Source organism: Pseudomonas sp. McL0111, from assembly GCF_052567255.1.
Genome location: NZ_CP199585.1, coordinates 1,744,937 through 1,763,697 on the forward strand (window position 1 = coordinate 1,744,937; position 18,761 = coordinate 1,763,697).

An 18,761-nucleotide genomic window follows, 5' to 3' on the forward strand; every position below is an offset into this window, starting at 1 on the left:
CGCAAGGAGTCTGCGATGAGTGATGAGCAAGAGCTGCTGCCCAAACCGAGCCAGGAGGTTCGTCAATGGGCGATGTTTTGTCACTTGTCCGCCTTGCTGGGGATCTGGATTCCGTTCGGCAACCTGATCGGGCCACTGATTCTGTGGCAGATGAAGCGCGAAACCGATCCGTTCATCGATGCTCAGGGTAAAGAAGCGCTGAATTTCCAGATCACCGTGGCGATTGCCTCGGCCATCTGCCTGCTGTTGATGTTGCTGATTATCGGCTTCTTCCTGCTTGGCCTGCTGGCCATCGGTGCGCTGGTGCTGACGATCATTGCCGGGGTGAAGGCCAATGACGGGTTCCCTTATCGGTATCCGTTCACTTGGCGGCTGATCAAATAACGATCAATGCAGAACCCCTGTGAAGAAGCAGTAAGCAAATGCCCTGACTTGTCAGGGCGTTTTTGTTTTAGCGCCACAATTAACTACATGCTCGGGTGATATATCCGCGATAACAAAATGCAATAGGAATTTTCCTAAAGAAAACTCTTACATGTTTAGTCACAACTGCAATGCCCCTACGTCGGGTATGTCCTTGGCAATGCCACTTGGCGGTTGATAAAGTTGCCCCACGTCATATTCCCTCTGAAATATTTCGACATATTCAAGCCATCGAAGGTCCTTGAATTTCAAGCAATCAGCGTTGAGACACTCAGCCGATTCATGAGCCGTGCTTAGGTAGAAAAGTGCGCTTGTGAATATACAGCCAAGAATAATCCCAATGATTCAGCTCGATTTTTACGGAACGCTTGTGGCCGCCTCTTTAGTGCTTTTGCTAGGGCGCGGATTGGTTACACGAGTGGGTTTCCTGCGTAATTACAATATCCCTGAACCTGTTGCCGGTGGCCTGTTGGTTGCCCTGGTTCTGCTGGTATTACGAACTTTCGAAATTGAAGTGCGCTTCGATACTTCATTGCAGACGCCATTGATGCTGGCGTTCTTCGCCACCATCGGTTTGAGTGCAGACTTCGCCAGCCTGAGGAAGGGCGGTCGCGTAGTCGGCATTTTTCTGCTGGCGGTGGCCGGTCTGCTGGTCGTCCAGAACGCCATGGGTATCGGCCTTGCGAAAATGCTCGGGCTCGATCCGTTGATGGGCCTGCTGACCGGTTCGATTACATTGTCGGGCGGTCACGGTACCGGTGCGGCGTGGGGGACGGTGTTCAGCGAGAAGTACGGTCTGGCCTCGGCTTCCGAGCTGGCGATTGCCTCCGCGACGTTTGGCCTGGTGCTGGGCGGTTTGATTGGTGGTCCAGTCGCTCGCCTGCTGATCAAGCGTGTTCAGGTGCCCGGTTGCCAATCTCAGGAAGCGCCCCGGTTGCCAAAAGGCTTTGAGCAGCCAAACAAAGAGCGCTCGATCACGCCTTTTTCGTTTATCGAAACACTGGCGCTGATCGCCGTCAGCTTGCTGGCCGGCAATCTTCTGAACGGCTTCCTGCAAGGCACGGCACTTGAGTTGCCAACCTTCGTCTGTGTGTTGTTCGTCGGCGTGGTTTTGCGCAACGGGCTTTCGGCGCTGGGCCTGTATCAGGTATTCGAGCGTGAAGTTTCGGTGCTGGGTAATGTCAGTCTGTCGCTGTTTCTGGCGATTGCCTTGATGTCTCTGAAGCTTTGGGATCTGGCGGCATTGGCCTTGCCGATCTTCATCATTCTGGCCGCGCAAACTCTGGTCATGGCGCTGTTCGCGATTTTCGTGACGTTCAGGGTCATGGGTCGCAATTACGATGCGGCAGTATTGGCGGCAGGGCATTGCGGCTTCGGGCTGGGTGCAACGCCGACGGCCATCGCCAACATGCAGGCGGTGACGCAGCGCTACGGGCCTTCGCAGATTGCGTTTCTTGTGGTGCCGATGGTCGGTGCGTTCTTCATCGACATCATCAATGTCATCGTGATCAAGCTCTACCTGGCGCTGCCGTTCTTTGCGGTGACCTGAGGTTCGGGTCATTTCACCAGCGCATAAAAAATGCCCGTATCTCGCGATACGGGCATTTTTTAACTGCGAATCGACGCTTAGATAGTCAGCGTCCAGTCGTAGTCGACGATCAGCGGTGCGTGCTGCGAGAACCGTGGCTGACGTGGCAGGCGTGCGCTGCGTACAAAGCGGCGCAGGCCCGGGGTCAGCAACTGGTAGTCGAAGCGCCAGCCGAGGTTAAGCATCTCGGCCTGCTCGTTGTCCGGCCACCAGCTGTACTGGTCGCCTTCACGGCTGACTTCGCGCAGGGCATCGACATAGCCCATGTTGCCGACAATCTCGTCCATCCAGGCCCGTTCCGGCGCCAGGAAGCCCGGGGATTGCTGGCTGTCGCGCCAGTTTTTGATGTCGAGCTTCTGCTGCGCGACGTATAGCGAGCCACAATAAATGTACTCGCGACGTTTGCGTCGCTGTTTGTCCAGGTACTTGCCGAAGTCGTCCATGAGCTTGAACTTCTGGTTCAAGTCCTCATCGCCGTTCATCCCCGAAGGGAGCAGCAAGGTGGCAATACTGACTTTGTCGAAATCTGCTTGCAGGTAGCGCCCGTAGCGGTCGGCCGTCTCGAAACCGAGACCGCTGATGACAGCCTTCGGTTGCAACCGCGAATACAAAGCCACGCCACCTTGGGCAGGGACTTCAGCATCGCAGGCATAAAGGAAGTAGCCATCCAGTTGGAAGGCTGGGTCATCCAGTTCAAAGGCGGAGGCACGGGTGTCCTGCAGGCAGATGACGTCGGCATTCTGTGCTTGCAGCCAACTGAGCAAACCACGCTCGACTGCAGCCTGAATACCATTGACGTTCACACTGATGATCCGCATAAATGGCCCCAAAAATCGCGTGCGTGTATGATACACGGCGTCAAGCTAATTAGCTAAATCCGTGGTATTTGGGGTTTTTTTCATGCAAGCGTATCAGCGCGATTTCATTCGTTTTGCCATCGATCGCGGCGTTTTGCGCTTCGGTGAGTTCACCCTGAAGTCCGGGCGCACCAGTCCTTACTTCTTCAATGCCGGCCTGTTCAACTCGGGTTCGGCCCTGGCGCAGCTGGGTCGTTTCTACGCCGCAGCCATTGTCGAGAGCGGCATTGCCTTCGATGTGCTGTTCGGCCCGGCCTACAAAGGCATCCCGCTGGCGGCGACCACTGCCGTCGCGCTGGCCGAGCATCACGACCGTGACCTGCCATGGTGCTTCAACCGCAAGGAAGCCAAGGCCCACGGCGAGGGCGGCAGCCTGGTCGGCGCGCCGCTGACCGGTGATGTGCTGATCATCGACGACGTGATCACCGCGGGTACCGCTATCCGCGAGGTGATGCAAATCATCGCTTCGCAGGACGGCGCCAAGGCTGCCGGCGTGCTGATCGCCCTGAACCGTCAGGAGCGTGGCAACGGTGAGTTGTCGGCTATTCAGGAAGTCGAGCGTGATTTCGGTATTCCGGTGATCAGCATCGTTTCGCTGAACCAGGTGCTGGAATTCCTCGCCGACGATCCACAACTCAAGCAGCACCTGCCGGCCGTGGAAGCCTACCGCGCCCAATTCGGCGTGTAACGGCAAGATACTGTGGGAGCGAGCTTGCTCGCGATGGCGTCGTAACGTTCAACATCTTTGTTGACTGACTCACCGCTATCGCGAGCAAGCTCGCTCCCACAGGCAGCGCAGGCAAAAAAAGACCCCGCTCAGCCAGGCTGAGCGGGGTCTTTTTGTTTGCGTTGTTGCTTACGGACGCTTGCGATTGCTGATCAGCGTGCCCACACCGGTATCGGTGAAGATTTCCAGCAGGATCGCGTTCGGTACGCGACCGTCGATGATCAGCGAGCTGCCCACGCCGCCTTGCACCGCTTCCAGTGCACAACGGATCTTCGGCAGCATGCCGCCGTAGATGGTGCCGTCGGCGATCAGGTCGTCGACCTGCTGGGTGCTCAGGCCGGTCAGGACCGTGCCCGACTTGTCCATCAGGCCGGCGATGTTGGTCAGCAGCATCAGCTTCTCGGCTTTCAGCGCTTCGGCAACCTTGCCAGCCACCAGATCGGCGTTGATGTTGTACGACTCGCCGTTCTCACCCACGCCGATTGGCGCAATCACCGGGATGAAGTTGCCTTTGACCAGCAGGTTCAGCAGTTCGGTGTTGATCCCGACCACTTCGCCGACCTGACCGATGTCGATGATTTCCGGTTGGGTCATTTCCGGCGTCTGGCGGGTGACGTTGAGCTTCTTCGCGCGAATCAGCTCGGCGTCTTTACCGGTCAGACCGATGGCGCTGCCGCCGTGACGGTTGATCAGGTTGACGATGCTCTTGTTGACCTGGCCGCCAAGGACCATTTCCACCACGTCCATGGTGGCGGCGTCGGTGACGCGCATGCCGTCGACAAAATGGCTCTCGATCGACAGGCGCTTGAGCAGATCACCGATCTGCGGGCCGCCACCGTGCACGACCACCGGGTTGATGCCCACGGCTTTCATCAAGACGATGTCGCGAGCGAAGCCGGTTTTCAGCTCCTCGCTTTCCATCGCGTTGCCGCCGTATTTGATCACCAGAGTCTTGCCGACATAACGTCGGATGTAAGGCAACGCTTCGGACAGGACCTGGGCGGTGTGGGCGGCGGCTTCGCGTTCGAGGGTCATTCAGGGCTCCGGGTGAATCAGAACGGTAATTGGAGATCAGGTGCAACGCGTTTCAGTTGGGCGTGGAACACATCTTTGATGCGCTGCAATTCAGCCTCGTCATCGGCCTCGAAGCGCAGCACCAGCACCGGTGTGGTGTTGGAGGCGCGCACCAGGCCCCAGCCTTTGGCGTAGTCGACTCGCACGCCGTCGATGGTGGTCAGGTCGGCGCCTGCGCCCCACTGTGCGTCGTGCAGTGCATCAATGATGCTGAATTTGCTCTCTTCGGTCACATGGATATTGATTTCCGGCGTAGAAATATCGTTCGGGAAGGTCGCGAACAACTCTTCTGCCGAGGACTTTTCCTTGCTGAGGATCTCCAGCAGCCGCGCGGCGCTGTAGATACCGTCATCGAAACCGAACCAGCGCTCCTTGAAGAAAATGTGCCCGCTCATCTCACCGGCCAACAGGGCGCCGGATTGTTTCATCTTCTTTTTGATCAACGAATGACCAGTCTTCCACATTAGCGGACGACCACCGTATTCCTTGATCAGCGGTACCAGGCGGCGTGTGCATTTGACGTCGAAGATGACTTCCGCGTCCGGGTTGCGCGCCAGTACGTCGCGGGCGAACAGCATCAGCAGGCGATCCGGGAAGACGATGCTGCCGGTGTTGGTCACTACGCCGACGCGGTCACCGTCACCGTCGAAAGCCAGGCCGAGGTCAGCCTTGGTTTCCTTGACCTTGGCGATCAGGTCGACGAGGTTTTCCGGTTTGCCCGGGTCCGGGTGGTGGTTCGGGAAGTTGCCGTCCACTTCGCAGAACAGCGGGATGACCTCGCAGTTCAGCGCTTCGATCAGTTGCGGGGCGATCACGCCGGCCGCGCCGTTGCCGCAGTCGACTACGACTTTCAGGCGACGGGCCAGTTTGATGTCCTGGACAATTTCGGTGTTGTAGCGATCAAGAATCTCGACCTGGGTCACGCTGCCGGTGCCGCTGCTCAGATTGTTGCTCTTGAGGCGTTCGTGCAGGGCCTGGATCTGCTCGTTGGCGAGGGTGTCGCCGGCGATAACGATTTTGAAGCCGTTGTAGTTCGACGGGTTGTGGCTGCCGGTGAGCATCACCCCGGATTTGCCGGCCAGTACGTTGGCGGCGTAATACAGCGCAGGTGTCGGCACCAGGCCGACGTCGCTGACGTGGCAACCGCTTTCGGCGATGCCGCGAATCAGTTCGGCGACCAGTTCAGGGCCGGACAGGCGACCGTCGCGACCGACGGAGACGTTCGGCTCGCCTTGGGCCAGGCTCTGCGAGCCGATGGCGCGACCGATCCAGTAAGCGGTTTCGGCGTTGAGAAATTCCGGCACGGTGCCGCGAATGTCGTAGGCGCGGAAGATGCTGTCAGGCAGCTTTGGGGCAACTTGGGCTGGGGTGCTCATCTGCGGAAATGCTCCATCTCGAAAGTGGCTGGACAGACCGACGAGTCATTCGACGGCAGGCTCAAACTGAAGGGTATGACGGCGTTTTCCACAGAGAGTTCGTGGTGTGAAAGGGCCATGACACCTCGGCTGGCGTGGCTTTCGGCCGGCAAAACCTTGATTTCCGGCAGTAAACCTTTCAGATGAATCTGCGCAAATTTCCCCTGTAGGAGCTGCGGAACGCTGCGATCTTTTGATTGTGATTTTCAAAAAACAAGAACAAAAGATCGCAGCCTCCGGCAGCTCCTACAGGGAATGTATTGCAGCGGGTTATTTGGTGCCCGAGTGTCCGAAACCACCAGTGCCACGTTCGGTTTCAACGAACTCTTCAACCATCTCGAAATGCGCCTGCACCACTGGCACCAGTACCAATTGCGCCAGACGTTCGCCGACCGGCATGGTGAATTCGGTCTGGCCACGGTTCCAGCAGGACACCATCAGCGGGCCCTGGTAATCGGAGTCGATCAGGCCCACGAGATTGCCCAGCACGATGCCGTGCTTATGGCCCATGCCCGAGCGCGGCAGGATCAGTGCGGCGAGGTTCGGGTCGCCGATGTAAACCGACAGGCCGGTAGGGATCAGCACGGTTTCACCCGGCTTGATCACGGTGTCCTGTTGCAGCATGGCGCGCAGGTCGAGGCCGGCGGAGCCCGGGGTGGCGTATTGCGGCAGCGGGAATTCGGTACCGATGCGTGGGTCGAGGATCTTGGCTTGCAAAGCGTGCATGTAAATTAAACCTGGTTCAGACGTTCGGCGATAAAAGTGACCAGTTGGCGAGCGATTTTGCTCTTGCTGGTCTGGGCGAAAACTGTGGCGTGAAGCTCACGGTCGATCACGCTGCAGGCGTTTTCTTCGCTGTTGAAACCGATGCTCGGATTGGCGACGTCGTTGGCGACGATCAAATCGAGATTCTTGTCCTTCAGCTTGCGTGCAGCGTAGTCGAGCAGGTGTTCGGTCTCGGCGGCAAAACCGACACTGAACGGACGGTCGGGACGGGTTGCGATGGTGGCCAGGATGTCTGGGTTACGCACCATTTGCAGGACAAAGCCGTCGCCGCTTGTAGGGTCTTTCTTGAGTTTTTGTGGCGCGATGACTTCCGGGCGGTAGTCCGCAACTGCTGCCGAGGAAATGAACACGTCGCACGGGATCGCCGATTCACAGGCCGCAAGCATGTCGCGGGCGCTGACCACGTCGATGCGCGTGACGCGATCCGGGGTCGGCAGGTGCACCGGGCCGCTGATCAGCGTAACGCGAGCACCGGTTTCCACTGCGGCTTCAGCCAGGGCAAAGCCCATTTTTCCGGAGCTGTGGTTGGTGATGTAGCGCACCGGATCGATGTTTTCCTGGGTCGGGCCGGCGGTGATGACGACGTGCTTGCCGGTCAGCGCCTGACGCTGGAAGCAGTCTGCAGCGCATTGCGCCAGATCGGTGGCTTCCATCATCCGGCCCATGCCGACGTCGCCACAGGCCTGGCTGCCGGAGGCTGGGCCGAAAGTCTTCAGGCCACGGCTTTCCAGCAGTTGCAGGTTGGCCTGAGTGGCTGGATCGCGCCACATCGCCTGATTCATTGCCGGCGCGACGGCGACTACGGCGTCAGTGGCCAGCACCAGCGTGGTCAGCAGATCGTTGGCGATGCCTTGGGCCAGGCGGGCGATCAGGTCGGCGGTGGCCGGGGCGATCAGCACCAGATCGGCCCATTTCGCCAGTTCGATGTGGCCCATCGCGGCTTCAGCGGCCGGGTCGAGCAGGTCGAGATGAACCGGGTGGCCGGACAGCGCCTGCATGGTCAGCGGGGTGATGAACTCGGCGCCGCCACGGGTCATGACCACGCGCACTTCGGCGCCCTGGTCGATCAGGCGACGAACCAGGTCGGCGCTCTTGTAGGCAGCAATGCCGCCGCCGACGCCCAGAACGATGCGTTTCCGATACAGCCGCTGCATAGGTCTGCCTTTCATTTCGTTGATGACTGCTGGGCGATACCCCCTCCCCAGGGGTGAATCGACCGCAAAAAAGATGGGCTACGATATCACAGCGACCGCTACGGAACAGCGGCGCCCACAGACAAGGAATGTGTATGAGTATTCGCGATTGGCCTGCGGCGGAACGGCCGCGGGAAAGGTTATTGGAGCAGGGGCCGGCGAGTCTTTCGGATGCCGAATTGCTGGCGATATTTTTACGTACTGGAGTGGCCGGAAAAAGCGCCGTGGATCTGGCGCGACACTTGCTGACTCAGTTTGGCTGTCTGCGTTTGTTGCTTGAAGCCGATCTCGAAGCATTCAGCAAACAGTTGGGCCTCGGGCCAGCCAAGTTTGCCCAGTTGCAAGCTGCTCAAGAAATGAACAGGCGGCATCTGGCCGAGCGATCACGCGAGAAACCGGCTCTGGAAAACCCGCAGGCAGTCCGCGATTACCTCAAGGCGATGCTGCGCCATGAGCCGCACGAGGTGTTCGGGTGTCTGTTTCTTGATTCCAAGCATCAGGTTTTGGCCTTCGAGGCGCTGTTTCGCGGCTCGATCGACAACACCAGCGTGCATCCCCGGCAAGTGGTCAAGCGGGCTTTGGCGCATAACGCTGCGGCGCTGATCCTCTGTCACAACCACCCGTCGGGCAACACCGAGCCCAGTCAGGCTGATCGGCAACTGACCAAGCGTTTGCAAAAGGCGCTGGATCTGATTGATGTGCGGGTGCTCGACCACTTCATCGTCGGCGACGGGGAGCCGCTGTCTATGGCGGAGTATGGCTGGATGTAACCCTCGGAAAATGCAAGACCCTGTGGGAGCTGGCTTGCCAGCGATAGCGGTATTTCAGACGGCAATAGTGTTGAATTTATTGCCGTCATCGCTGGCAAGCCAGCTCCCACAGGTATTGTGTTGTTGCGGTTATTTCAGGGTGACTTTGGAGTAATCCTGACGCCCGAACGGGCTGACGGAGTAGCCCTGAACGTCCTTGCGCGTCAGTGCGAACGCGGTCGGATGCGCCAATGGCAGCCACAGCGCCTGTTGCTGGATCTGCGCCTGTGCCTGCTCATAGAGCTTGCTGCGCACGCCTTGCTCGCTGGTGGTCTTGCCGGCGCTGATCAGCTTGTCCAGATCGGCGTTGCAGTAACGCGCGAAGTTGGTACCGGACTTGACCGCGGCGCAGGAAAATTGCGGCGTGAGGAAGTTGTCCGGGTCACCGTTGTCGCCGGCCCAGCCCATGAACAACAAGTCATGCTCGCCAGCCTTGGCGCGACGGATCAACTCGCCCCACTCGATCACGCGGATTTCCGCCTGAATGCCGATTTCCGCCAGATCCGATTGCAGCAACTGGGCGCCGAGGCTCGGATTCGGGTTGAGCAGGCTGCCGGATGGCCGGGTCCAGATAGTGGTCTGGAAACCATCCTTCAAACCAACCTTGGCCAGTAACGCCTTGGCTTTCGCCACGTCGTGCGGATAACCCGGCAAGCTCTTGGCGTAGCTCCAGGTGTTCGGCGGATAAGGGCCATTGGCCGCTTCGGCGGTATCTTCGAACACCGCTTTGATGTAGTTGGCCTTGTCGAACGCAAGGTTGATCGCTTGACGCACTTCCGGCTTGTCCAGCGGTGGATGCTGGCTGTTGATGCCGACGAAAGCGGTCATGAACGCGTCAGTCTTTTCCACTTTGATCGTCGGTTCTTCTTTCGCCGCTTGTACGTCCAGTGGTTTGGGCGACAGGGCGATCTGGCATTCGTTGCGCTTGAGCTTTTGCAGGCGCACGTTGGCGTCCGGGGTGATGGCGAAGATAAGCGGGTCGACCGCTGGCTTGCCACCGAAGTAATCCGGGTTGGCCTTGTAGCGCACCGAAGCGTCTTTCTGGAAGCGGGTGAACACGAACGGGCCGGTGCCGATTGGCTGGCTGTTGAGCTTGTCGGTCGCGCCAGCCTTCATCAGTTTGTCGGCGTATTCGGCTGAATAGATCGAGGCGAAGCCCATGCTCAGTGTGGCGAGGAATGTCGAGTCCGGGTGGTCAAGGGTGAAGCGCACGGTCAGCGGATCAAGCGCATCGATCTTCTTGATCAGCGCGGGCAACTGCATTGATTGCGCATGCGGGAAACCACTTTGGGCAACCTTGTGCCATGGGTTCGCCGGGTCGAGCATGCGGTCGAAGCTGAATTTGACGTCTTCGGCGGTCAGCTCGCGCGTTGGGCTGAAATACTCGGTGCGGTGGAATTTCACCTGCGGATGCAGCTTGAACACATAGCTCAGGCCATCGGTGCTGACTTCCCAGCTATCGGCCAGGCTCGGGACGACTTTGCCGCTGGCAGTGTCGAACTCCACCAGACGGTTCATCAGCACGTCGGCGGATGCATTGGTGGTGGTCAGCGAGTTGTACTGCACCACGTCGAAGCCCTCAGGGCTGGCCTCGGTGCAAACGCTCAGGGCGGCAGCCTGGGCCAGAGGGCTCAGCAGAAGCGGGGCGAGCAACAGGGATAGGGCAGCGAGGCGCATGGTCGGCTTCCTTTACAGATCGAAGGCCCATCTGCAAGTGCAGTCTGGAAAAGGCCTACCCTAGTGGGCTGGATTGCAAATGACTATCCCCTTTTTGCATTTTTGAGGCTGGGTCATGGCGGTTTTTGCGGTAGCGTAGCGGGATGAAAAGTTAGAAAGGCGTGCGAAGGCGGTTTTCTTCGACGAGTGGTAAAAGCCGGTGACAGCCTTTATCCAAGGCTCTCGCAGCCGGGTTTTGCGCCTTTTTAGTGATCGATTGCACACGGAATGTTGTTGCTCTTCGGTCTTTCTGGTATAAAGCAGCGCTCTTTTCTAGGGGCCCGGTTCCTTCACTGTAGGTGTAGCCGGTAAGACCTCTAAAGAAACGCGGCGCCTGGCGCCAAATGACTGAGAGATTAAGCGGCCAACCCATGCCGGGTTGGGCATGTGGTTTTAGAGGGCTGAGGCATGTCGAGAGTATGTCAAGTTACCGGTAAGGGTCCGGTGACTGGGAATAACATTTCCCACGCAAACAACAAAACCCGTCGTCGTTTCCTGCCGAACCTGCAGCATCACCGCTTCTGGGTTGAAGAAGAGAAACGTTTCGTGCGTCTGCGTGTATCTGCCAAAGGCATGCGCATCATCGACAAGCGTGGCATCACTGTCGTGCTGGCCGAAATCCGCAAAGCTGGCAAGATCTAAGGGAGCTAATCATGCGTGAATTGATTCGTTTGATTTCGAGCGCCGGTACTGGTCATTTCTACACTACCGACAAAAACAAGCGTACTAAGCCGGACAAACTCGAGATCAAGAAATTTGATCCGGTTGTTCGCAAGCACGTGATCTACAAGGAAGGCAAAATCAAGTAATTGATTTTTCCCGACTTACGAAAAAGGCCCGTATCTCACGATACGGGCCTTTTTTGTTGCCTGGATTTTGAGGGGAGAGTCAGCCGCAGATAATCTCCAGGATCTCATCGCGGTCATTGACCAGTACCCGGACCCGATCGGTTCTGTTCAACAGGCTGAACATGTCCTCGGGCTTTTCCAGGCGCAGCCGATCCGAGCCTGTGGCTACCTGGATGGCCGAAAGGGTCAGCGAGGTGGCCTTTTGGCCTACAGGCAGGCCAGGGACATCTATATTGCATTGCCCGGCAAGCGCCGGCAGGGTAGACGCAAGCAGGACAGTGAACAGCGCCCCTTTGATCAGTTTTGATACGGTCATGGTAGTCATATGGCTTCCTTGCAAATTTATGGGATGAGGGCGCTCTGCGCTCTGGCCGAACAGCACATCCTGTGCCGTTTGATTCGGTATCGGAGACTGCGGAACACCTGGATTTGAGTCTGCCTCAAAGTCAGGGTGAAAACCGCTCTGCGATGGTGACAGTCTATTTCGTCGCGCAGGCGTAAGGTTCAGGCACAATACGTCCTGACGAAAAAAGGCCCGTATCGCGAGAGACGGACCTTTTTGTTGCATTCAGCTCTGCGGGGCCAGTGTTTGGCCGGAGCAGGCGGCGCAATAACTCAAGCCTTCTGTTCGAAGATCACATAGACCTTGCGGCAAGCCTCCAGCACTTCCCAGGTCCCACGGAAACCGGCAGGAATCACAAAACGATCGCCAACACGCAAAGTCTTGGCATTGCCGTCGCCATCACGCAGCACCGAAACCCCCTGCAGAATCTCGCAGTATTCGTGCTCGGTGTAATTCACCGTCCACTGGCCCACCGCACCTTCCCACACGCCGACGCCCATCTGCCCACACGGGCTTTCGTATTGATGGAATACAGCTTGCTCGGGATCACCTTTAAGCACTTTGGCCGGGTCCGGGCGATAGCGTTCGGCTTCGCTGCTGGTCAGGCTGATGTCGACGACGTTCTGGATATTCATTGTTGTTTTCTCCCGTGATTACGGCGCGTTGGCTGGAAAGGGCCAAAGTCTATGTTTATTAAATTGAACACTGCAAGGCCGTTTGCCGGGCTTATGTCAAATATATTGAAACAAACCCGGCCGCTGGTTTAGGGTGACGGGTGCCTCTGGCCGAAAAGCAGGCTGGCCGGGCAGAATTTCTGAAGACGTCCGCGAAGATCGCGGCGCTCGTATTCAACAAGAGGAGGACACTCGAATGACCACCCTGACTCGTGCCGATTGGGAACAACGCGCTCGCGACCTGAAGATCGAAGGCCGCGCCTACCTCAATGGCGAATACACCGATGCTGTCTCCGGCGAGACCTTCGAGTGCATCAGCCCGGTCGATGGCCGTCTGCTGGGCAAGATCGCCAGCTGTGACGCCGCCGACGCCCAGCGCGCCGTGGAAAACGCCCGCGCCACTTTCAATTCCGGCGTCTGGTCGCGTCTGGCGCCGACCAAACGCAAAGCCACGATGATTCGTTTCGCCGGCCTGCTCAAGCAGCACGCCGAAGAACTGGCACTGCTCGAAACCCTGGACATGGGCAAGCCGATCAGCGATTCGCTGTACATCGACGTTCCGGGCGCGGCGCAAGCGCTGAGTTGGAGCGGTGAAGCGATCGACAAGATCTACGATGAAGTCGCCGCCACCCCGCACGATCAACTGGGTTTGGTGACTCGCGAACCGGTGGGCGTAGTGGCGGCCATCGTGCCGTGGAACTTCCCGCTGATGATGGCCTGCTGGAAACTGGGGCCGGCGCTGTCGACCGGTAACTCGGTGATCCTCAAGCCGTCGGAAAAATCCCCGCTGACCGCCATCCGTATCGCCGAACTGGCGGTCGAGGCCGGTATTCCGAAAGGCGTGCTGAACGTGCTGCCGGGCTACGGTCACACCGTCGGCAAGGCACTGGCCCTGCATAACGATGTCGACACGCTGGTGTTCACCGGTTCGACCAAGATCGCCAAGCAACTGATGATCTACTCCGGCGAATCGAACATGAAGCGCGTCTGGCTGGAAGCCGGCGGCAAGAGCCCGAACATCGTGTTCGCCGATGCCCCGGATCTGCAAGCGGCGGCCGAATCCGCTGCCGGCGCCATCGCCTTCAATCAGGGCGAAGTCTGCACCGCCGGTTCGCGTCTGTTGGTCGAGCGTTCGATCAAGGACAAATTCCTGCCGATGGTGATCGAAGCGCTGAAAACCTGGAAACCGGGCAACCCGCTTGATCCGGCGACCAACGTCGGGGCGCTGGTCGATACCCAGCAAATGAACACCGTGCTGTCGTACATCGAGTCCGGGCATACCGACGGCGCCAAACTGGTGGCTGGCGGCAAGCGCATCCTTCAGGAAACTGGTGGCACTTACGTTGAGCCAACGATTTTCGACGGCGTGAGCAACGCGATGAAAATCGCCCAGGAAGAGATCTTCGGCCCAGTGCTGTCGGTCATCACTTTCGACACTGCAGAAGAAGCGATCCAGATCGCCAACGACACGCCATACGGCCTGGCGGCAGCGGTGTGGACTCAGGACATCTCCAAGGCGCACCTGACCGCCAAGGCACTGCGTGCCGGCAGCGTGTGGGTCAACCAGTACGACGGCGGCGACATGACCGCGCCATTCGGCGGCTTCAAACAATCGGGTAACGGTCGCGACAAATCGCTGCACGCGTTCGACAAATACACCGAGCTGAAGGCGACCTGGATCAAGCTGTAAGTCAGTGGGAGAGCCCGGTCTGAACCGGGCTCTCTGAGCGACGTAGATCCCCTGTGGGAGTGAGCCTGCTCGCGATAGCGGTGTGACAGTCGACATCAATGTTGAATGTGACGCCGTCTTCGCGAGCAGGCTCGCTCCCACATTGGTTTTTGTGGTGCACATAATAATTATCCACAGGAGCGTGGAACATGCGTTGGGCGACGTATTTCGCCGTGTTGGCGTCTGTCTTGAGTGTTGGCCTGGCCCTTGGGGTCAGCATGCCGCTGGTGTCGTTGCGGCTGGAGGGTTGGGGTTACGGCTCCTTCGCCATCGGTGTGATGGCGGCGATGCCGGCGATTGGCGTGTTGTTGGGCGCGAAGATTTCCAGTCATTTGGCGGCGCGTTTCGGCACGGCCAATCTGATGCGCCTGTGCCTGTGGGCCGGTGCCTTATCGATCGGTTTGCTGGCGCTGTTGCCGAGTTATCCGATCTGGCTGGTACTGCGCCTGATGATCGGCGTGATCCTGACCATCGTATTCATTCTCGGTGAAAGCTGGATCAACCAATTGGTGGTCGAGCGCTGGCGCGGGCGACTGGTGGCGCTGTATGGCAGCAGTTACGCGCTGAGCCAATTATCCGGCCCATTGCTGCTCGGTGCGCTGGGCACAGAACACGATTACGGCTTCTGGGTCGGTGTCGGCCTGCTGTTGGCCTCGCCGTTGTTGCTGTTGGGCCGTAGCGGCGCGCCGAGCAGTGAGGCGAGCAGCGTGACGTTCGGCGATCTGTGGCGTTTCAGCCGCGAGCTGCCGGCGATTGCCTGGGCGGTGTCGTTGTTTGCCGCGTTCGAGGCGATGATCCTGACGCTGCTGCCGGTGTATTGCCTGCGTCAGGGTTTCACCGCGGAAATCGCCTTGGCGATGGTCAGCACCGTTGTGGTCGGTGATGCGCTGCTGCAATTGCCGATTGGTGCGCTGGCCGACTATTTGTCGCGACGCACGTTGTTCGCCGGCTGCGCAGTGATCCTGATGCTGTCGAGTCTGGCGATTCCGCTGTTGATCGATACGCCGCTAATCTGGCCGCTGTGGGTGTCGTTCGGTGCCAGTGCGGGCGGCTTGTTCACCTTGTCGCTGATTCTGATTGGTGAGCGTTATCGCGACGATGCCTTGGTTCGTGCCAACGCGCACATTGCGCAGTTGTGGGGCGTTGGTTGTCTGATCGGGCCATTGGCAGCAGGGGCGGGCAGTCAGTGGATCAGCGGGCATGCGCTGCCGTTGTTGATGGCAGTGGGGGCGTTCGGATTGGTGATTCTGCTGATGCGCCAAGGTGCGTTCGGAGCAGTGCAAACCGCTTGAGATCAAATGATCGCGGCCTTCGGCAGCTCCTGCATGGGATTACATTCCAGCTGTTGGAGCTGCCGAAGGCTGCGATCTTTTAAAGCATTTTCTCCAGGCCGACGGTGGTGCTGAACCACGCATTGAACCGTCGCCACCAGCTCCCCGGCTCCTTGGTCAACGTATGCATCTGGCCGTTATCCTCGGTGACCCAGACAATCTTCCCGTCCTGCAATTTCGCCTCATAACTCAACGCTGGCGCCATGCCTTGTTCTGCCAGCTCGCGCACGTGCGCGGCCAGTTCCGGGCTGTCGACCAGCACGCCGACTTCGGTATTCCACAGCACTGAGCGCGGGTCGAAATTGAACGAGCCAATGAAGGATTTCTGTCGGTCGAAAATCATCGCCTTGCTGTGCAGGCTGGAATCCGAGCCGCGAAACGACTTGCTGTAAAACAAGTGCGGCCCGCTGCCATGGTTATCCCCAGGCTGGCGGCGCAGCTCGAACAGTTTCACCCCGTGCTCCAGCAATGCCTTGCGATACGGCGCATAACCGCCATGCACCGCTGGCACGTCGGTGGCCTCCAGCGAGTTGGTCAGCAGACTCACCGATACCCCGGCATCGGCGCGCCCGGTCAGGTACACCAGCCCCGGCTGGCCAGGCACGAAGTAGGCCGAGATCATGATCAGCTCTTTGCTGACGTTTTTCAGTTCCGGCGCCAGTTGCGTGGTCAGCAGCAATTGCGGGTCCGGTTCATCCTTGGCCAGCACCTTGCTCGGCGCATCCCACAGTGCCTGGTTCCAGGCCCAGATCAGCTCTTTGCGCCAGATGTCCATGCGCGGCTCGGTGGTGAAAGTCATCAGTTGCTGATACAGCGCGTGATTCTGTTTTCGGGATTCTTCCAGCGATTCTTCCAGCCGTGTGCGGGTGTTTTGCAGATCCTTGGCGCTGGGTCTGCTGGAGAGAAATTCGTCGATCGGTTTGCTCAGGGCGCTGTTCCAGTACTGATCGAAACTGTGCCCGAGTTGCTCGGCCACCGGGCCGACACTGAGCATGTCGATGTCGGTGAAATTCAGGTTGGGCTCGGCATCGAAATATTCGTCACCCAGATTGCGCCCGCCGACGATGGCCACACTGTTGTCCGCCAGCCACAGCTTGTTGTGCATCCGTCGGTGTTGCAGCGACAAGTTGAACAGCCGTCCTGCCGCGCGCGTCACGCCGGTGCTGCGCCCCAGATTGAGCGGATTGAACAGGCGAATCTGGATCTGCGGATGCGCCGCCAGTGTGGCGATGATCGTATCGAGGCCGTCGCTGGTGGTGTCGTCCAGCAGAATGCGTACGCGCACGCCACGGTCGGCAGCCTTGAGCAGTTCTTCCACCAGCATCCGTGTGCTGATGCCGTCATGGACGATGTAGTACTGCAGGTCGAGGCTGGTTTGCGCGTGGCGGATCAGCTCGGCGCGGGCGGTGAACGCCTCGGTGCTGTTGGACAGCAGGCGAAAGCCGGAGCGACCCTGATAGGGCGCAGCTTGCGCCTGGATCGAGCGGCCGAAGCTGGAGCTGGATGCCGGCAATGCCTGGCTCGGCTCGCGGGAAACATCGAGGCTGGCGCAACCGCCCAGGAACGCGGCGAGGATCAGCAAAGCGAGTAGGGGCTGTCTGAAGCTCACGTAGGATCGTTCCGGTCGGCAGTAATGGTCGGCATATGGACGCTGATGGCTCGAAAAAGGTCAGTCGGCTTCGGCCAGCAATCTGCTCGCCGCCGCGCCGACCTTGCGCACCGCGTCTTCGACCAGCGGTGTCGGTTTGGCAGCGTAGTTCATCCGCAGGCAATTGCGGTACTTGCCCGAGGCGGAAAAGATGCTGCCGACGGCGATCTGTACGCCTTGATCGTGCAGCTCTCGATTCAGTTTCAGGGTATCGAAACCCTCCGGCAGTTCGACCCACAACATGAAGCTGCCCTGCGGACGGCTGGCGCGAGTGCCGGCAGGAAAATAGCGCGTCACCCAGTCGATCATCACGTCACGGTTGCGTTGGTACTGCGTGCGCATCCGCCGCAAATGCGGTTCGAAGTGGCCGGCCTTGAGGAATTCGGCGATGGCAATCTGCGGCTGAGGCGCTGTCGAACCGGTGCTGATGTATTTCATGTGCAGCACCCGCTCCAGATAGCGGCCCGGTGCGACCCAACCGATGCGCAGCCCCGGCGCCAGCGTCTTGGAAAACGAACTGCACAGCAGCACGCGACCATCCTCGTCGAAGGATTTGATCGTGCGCGGACGTGGGTAGGTGTAGGCCAGTTCGCCATACACATCGTCCTCGATGATCGCCACGTCGAAACGCTGGGCCAGCGTCAACAGCGCGCGTTTGCGCGACTCCGGCATGATGTAGCCCAGCGGGTTGTTGCAGTTAGGCGTGAGCTGAATGACTTTGATCGGCCATTGCTCCAGCGCCAGTTCGAGGGCTTCGAGGCTGATGCCCGTGAGCGGGTCGGTGGGGATTTCCAGGGCTTTCATGCCCAGACCTTTAAGGGTCTGCATGGCGCCGTGAAAGCTCGGCGAATCCACCGCGACGATGTCGCCGGGCTCGCAAATCGCATGGATGCTGGTGGACAGCGCTTCATGGCAACCGGTGGTGACGACGAGGTCGGCGGCACTCAACTGGCAGCCGGAATCGAGCATCAATCGGGCAATCTGTTCGCGCAGTTCGAGGGTGCCGTGGATGTTGTCGTAATACAGGCCGGGCATGTCCTGGCGGCGGCTGATCCGCGCCAGTCCGCGCAGCAGCGGTTTCATGGTTGGCGAGCTGACATCCGGCATGCCGCGACCCAGTTGCACCACGTCTTTGCGCGGCACCGCGCGAATCAGTTCCAGCACCTGATCCCACTGCGAAATCTCCACCGGCCGCTGCGCCGGACGCCCGACGGCGGGCAGCTCCGGCAGCTCACGCCCCACCGGCACAAAGTAGCCGGACTTCGGTTTCGGTGTGGCCAGGCCGCTGTCTTCCAGCATGCGATAGGCCTGCTGCACGGTACTCAGACTGACGCCATGTTCTACGCTCAAGGCGCGCACCGAAGGCAAGCGGTCTCCGGGGCGATAGAAACCTTGTTCGATGCGCGTACCGAGCAATTCGGCGAGGTTTACATAGAGCGTCATGGCACTGCCTCGATGCAGATGATTCGTTAAACCAGTACAGATGCGACAGAAATCGGCAATTCAGTAACAGAAGCGGCAAATCTGTATGGAGTTAATACAGTTTGTTTGAATCTGTAATGCTTTTGTCGGCCCGCGCATCATGGAATCTCTGGCTACC

17 protein-coding genes and 1 pseudogene are annotated in these 18,761 nt (G+C 59.0%); 8 read left to right on the forward strand and 10 right to left on the reverse strand.

Annotated elements, in window-relative coordinates:
• The first annotated feature begins 15 nt into the window (after positions 1-15).
• Both ACTWLJ_RS07825 and gltS read left to right on the forward strand, forming a co-directional pair.
• Positions 16-384, forward strand: a complete 369-nt coding sequence (locus ACTWLJ_RS07825; RefSeq protein WP_095187918.1) for a DUF4870 domain-containing protein — start codon at positions 16-18, stop codon at positions 382-384.
• A 379-nt stretch (positions 385-763) separates the two neighbouring features.
• Positions 764-1,972, forward strand: coding sequence for a sodium/glutamate symporter (gltS, locus tag ACTWLJ_RS07830; RefSeq protein WP_445180453.1), 1,209 nt, complete (start codon positions 764-766; stop codon positions 1,970-1,972).
• Positions 1,973-2,049: 77 nt separating this feature from the next.
• On the opposite strand, the gene ACTWLJ_RS07835 is transcribed toward gltS, so the two are convergent.
• Positions 2,050-2,829 (reverse strand): exodeoxyribonuclease III, encoded by a 780-nt coding sequence (locus ACTWLJ_RS07835; protein ID WP_003229491.1) that lies wholly within the window; start codon positions 2,827-2,829, stop codon positions 2,050-2,052.
• 82 nt (positions 2,830-2,911) lie between these two features.
• Between ACTWLJ_RS07835 and pyrE the strand changes: the two genes are divergently transcribed.
• Positions 2,912-3,556: an orotate phosphoribosyltransferase gene (pyrE, locus tag ACTWLJ_RS07840; protein WP_008030591.1), complete on the forward strand. Its 645-nt coding sequence runs from the start codon at positions 2,912-2,914 to the stop codon at positions 3,554-3,556.
• A 168-nt stretch (positions 3,557-3,724) separates the two neighbouring features.
• On the opposite strand, the gene argB is transcribed toward pyrE, so the two are convergent.
• The 4 genes and pseudogenes from argB to coaBC all read right to left on the reverse strand — a co-directional run bounded on the left by argB (position 3,725) and on the right by coaBC (position 8,024).
• Positions 3,725-4,630 carry an acetylglutamate kinase gene (argB, locus tag ACTWLJ_RS07845; protein ID WP_445180454.1) on the reverse strand — a complete coding sequence of 302 codons (906 nt, stop codon included), beginning with the start codon at positions 4,628-4,630 and terminating at the stop codon, positions 3,725-3,727.
• Between the two features lie 17 nt (positions 4,631-4,647).
• Positions 4,648-6,051 (reverse strand): annotated as a pseudogene (locus tag ACTWLJ_RS07850) (phosphomannomutase/phosphoglucomutase); the annotation flags it as partial.
• Between the two features lie 303 nt (positions 6,052-6,354).
• A complete protein-coding gene (gene dut / locus ACTWLJ_RS07855) occupies positions 6,355-6,810 on the reverse strand; it encodes a dUTP diphosphatase (RefSeq protein WP_150702378.1) in 456 nt (151 codons plus the stop codon).
• 5 nt (positions 6,811-6,815) lie between these two features.
• A complete protein-coding gene (gene coaBC / locus ACTWLJ_RS07860; RefSeq protein WP_445181335.1) occupies positions 6,816-8,024 on the reverse strand; it encodes a bifunctional phosphopantothenoylcysteine decarboxylase/phosphopantothenate--cysteine ligase CoaBC in 1,209 nt (402 codons plus the stop codon).
• Between the two features lie 134 nt (positions 8,025-8,158).
• Here coaBC and radC point away from each other — a divergent pair, with 134 nt between their 5' ends.
• Positions 8,159-8,833: a RadC family protein gene (radC, locus tag ACTWLJ_RS07865; RefSeq protein WP_445180455.1), complete on the forward strand. Its 675-nt coding sequence runs from the start codon at positions 8,159-8,161 to the stop codon at positions 8,831-8,833.
• A gap of 129 nt (positions 8,834-8,962) precedes the next feature.
• Here radC and ACTWLJ_RS07870 read toward each other — a convergent pair whose 3' ends face one another.
• Positions 8,963-10,549: an ABC transporter substrate-binding protein gene (locus ACTWLJ_RS07870; protein WP_445180456.1), complete on the reverse strand. Its 1,587-nt coding sequence runs from the start codon at positions 10,547-10,549 to the stop codon at positions 8,963-8,965.
• 447 nt (positions 10,550-10,996) lie between these two features.
• On the opposite strand from ACTWLJ_RS07870, the gene rpmB reads away from it, so the two are divergent.
• Both rpmB and rpmG read left to right on the forward strand, forming a co-directional pair.
• Positions 10,997-11,230: a 50S ribosomal protein L28 gene (gene rpmB / locus ACTWLJ_RS07875; RefSeq protein ID WP_007894701.1), complete on the forward strand. Its 234-nt coding sequence runs from the start codon at positions 10,997-10,999 to the stop codon at positions 11,228-11,230.
• A gap of 11 nt (positions 11,231-11,241) precedes the next feature.
• Positions 11,242-11,397 (forward strand): 50S ribosomal protein L33, encoded by a 156-nt coding sequence (gene rpmG, locus ACTWLJ_RS07880; RefSeq protein WP_445180457.1) that lies wholly within the window; start codon positions 11,242-11,244, stop codon positions 11,395-11,397.
• Between the two features lie 79 nt (positions 11,398-11,476).
• Here rpmG and ACTWLJ_RS07885 read toward each other — a convergent pair whose 3' ends face one another.
• Positions 11,477-11,761: an I78 family peptidase inhibitor gene (locus tag ACTWLJ_RS07885; protein ID WP_445180458.1), complete on the reverse strand. Its 285-nt coding sequence runs from the start codon at positions 11,759-11,761 to the stop codon at positions 11,477-11,479.
• A gap of 290 nt (positions 11,762-12,051) precedes the next feature.
• Positions 12,052-12,414, reverse strand: coding sequence for a cupin domain-containing protein (locus tag ACTWLJ_RS07890; protein WP_401212968.1), 363 nt, complete (start codon positions 12,412-12,414; stop codon positions 12,052-12,054).
• A 235-nt stretch (positions 12,415-12,649) separates the two neighbouring features.
• On the opposite strand from ACTWLJ_RS07890, the gene ACTWLJ_RS07895 reads away from it, so the two are divergent.
• On the forward strand, positions 12,650-14,143 hold the full coding sequence (locus ACTWLJ_RS07895) for an aldehyde dehydrogenase (protein ID WP_445180459.1): 1,494 nt from the start codon (positions 12,650-12,652) through the stop codon (positions 14,141-14,143).
• Positions 14,144-14,331: 188 nt separating this feature from the next.
• Positions 14,332-15,474, forward strand: a complete 1,143-nt coding sequence (locus ACTWLJ_RS07900; protein WP_445180460.1) for an MFS transporter — start codon at positions 14,332-14,334, stop codon at positions 15,472-15,474.
• A 79-nt stretch (positions 15,475-15,553) separates the two neighbouring features.
• Here ACTWLJ_RS07900 and ACTWLJ_RS07905 read toward each other — a convergent pair whose 3' ends face one another.
• Positions 15,554-17,122: a phospholipase D family protein gene (locus ACTWLJ_RS07905; RefSeq protein ID WP_445180461.1), complete on the reverse strand. Its 1,569-nt coding sequence runs from the start codon at positions 17,120-17,122 to the stop codon at positions 15,554-15,556.
• Positions 17,123-17,182: 60 nt separating this feature from the next.
• On the reverse strand, positions 17,183-18,604 hold the full coding sequence (locus tag ACTWLJ_RS07910; protein WP_445180462.1) for an aminotransferase-like domain-containing protein: 1,422 nt from the start codon (positions 18,602-18,604) through the stop codon (positions 17,183-17,185).
• Between the last annotated feature and the right edge of the window lie 157 nt (positions 18,605-18,761).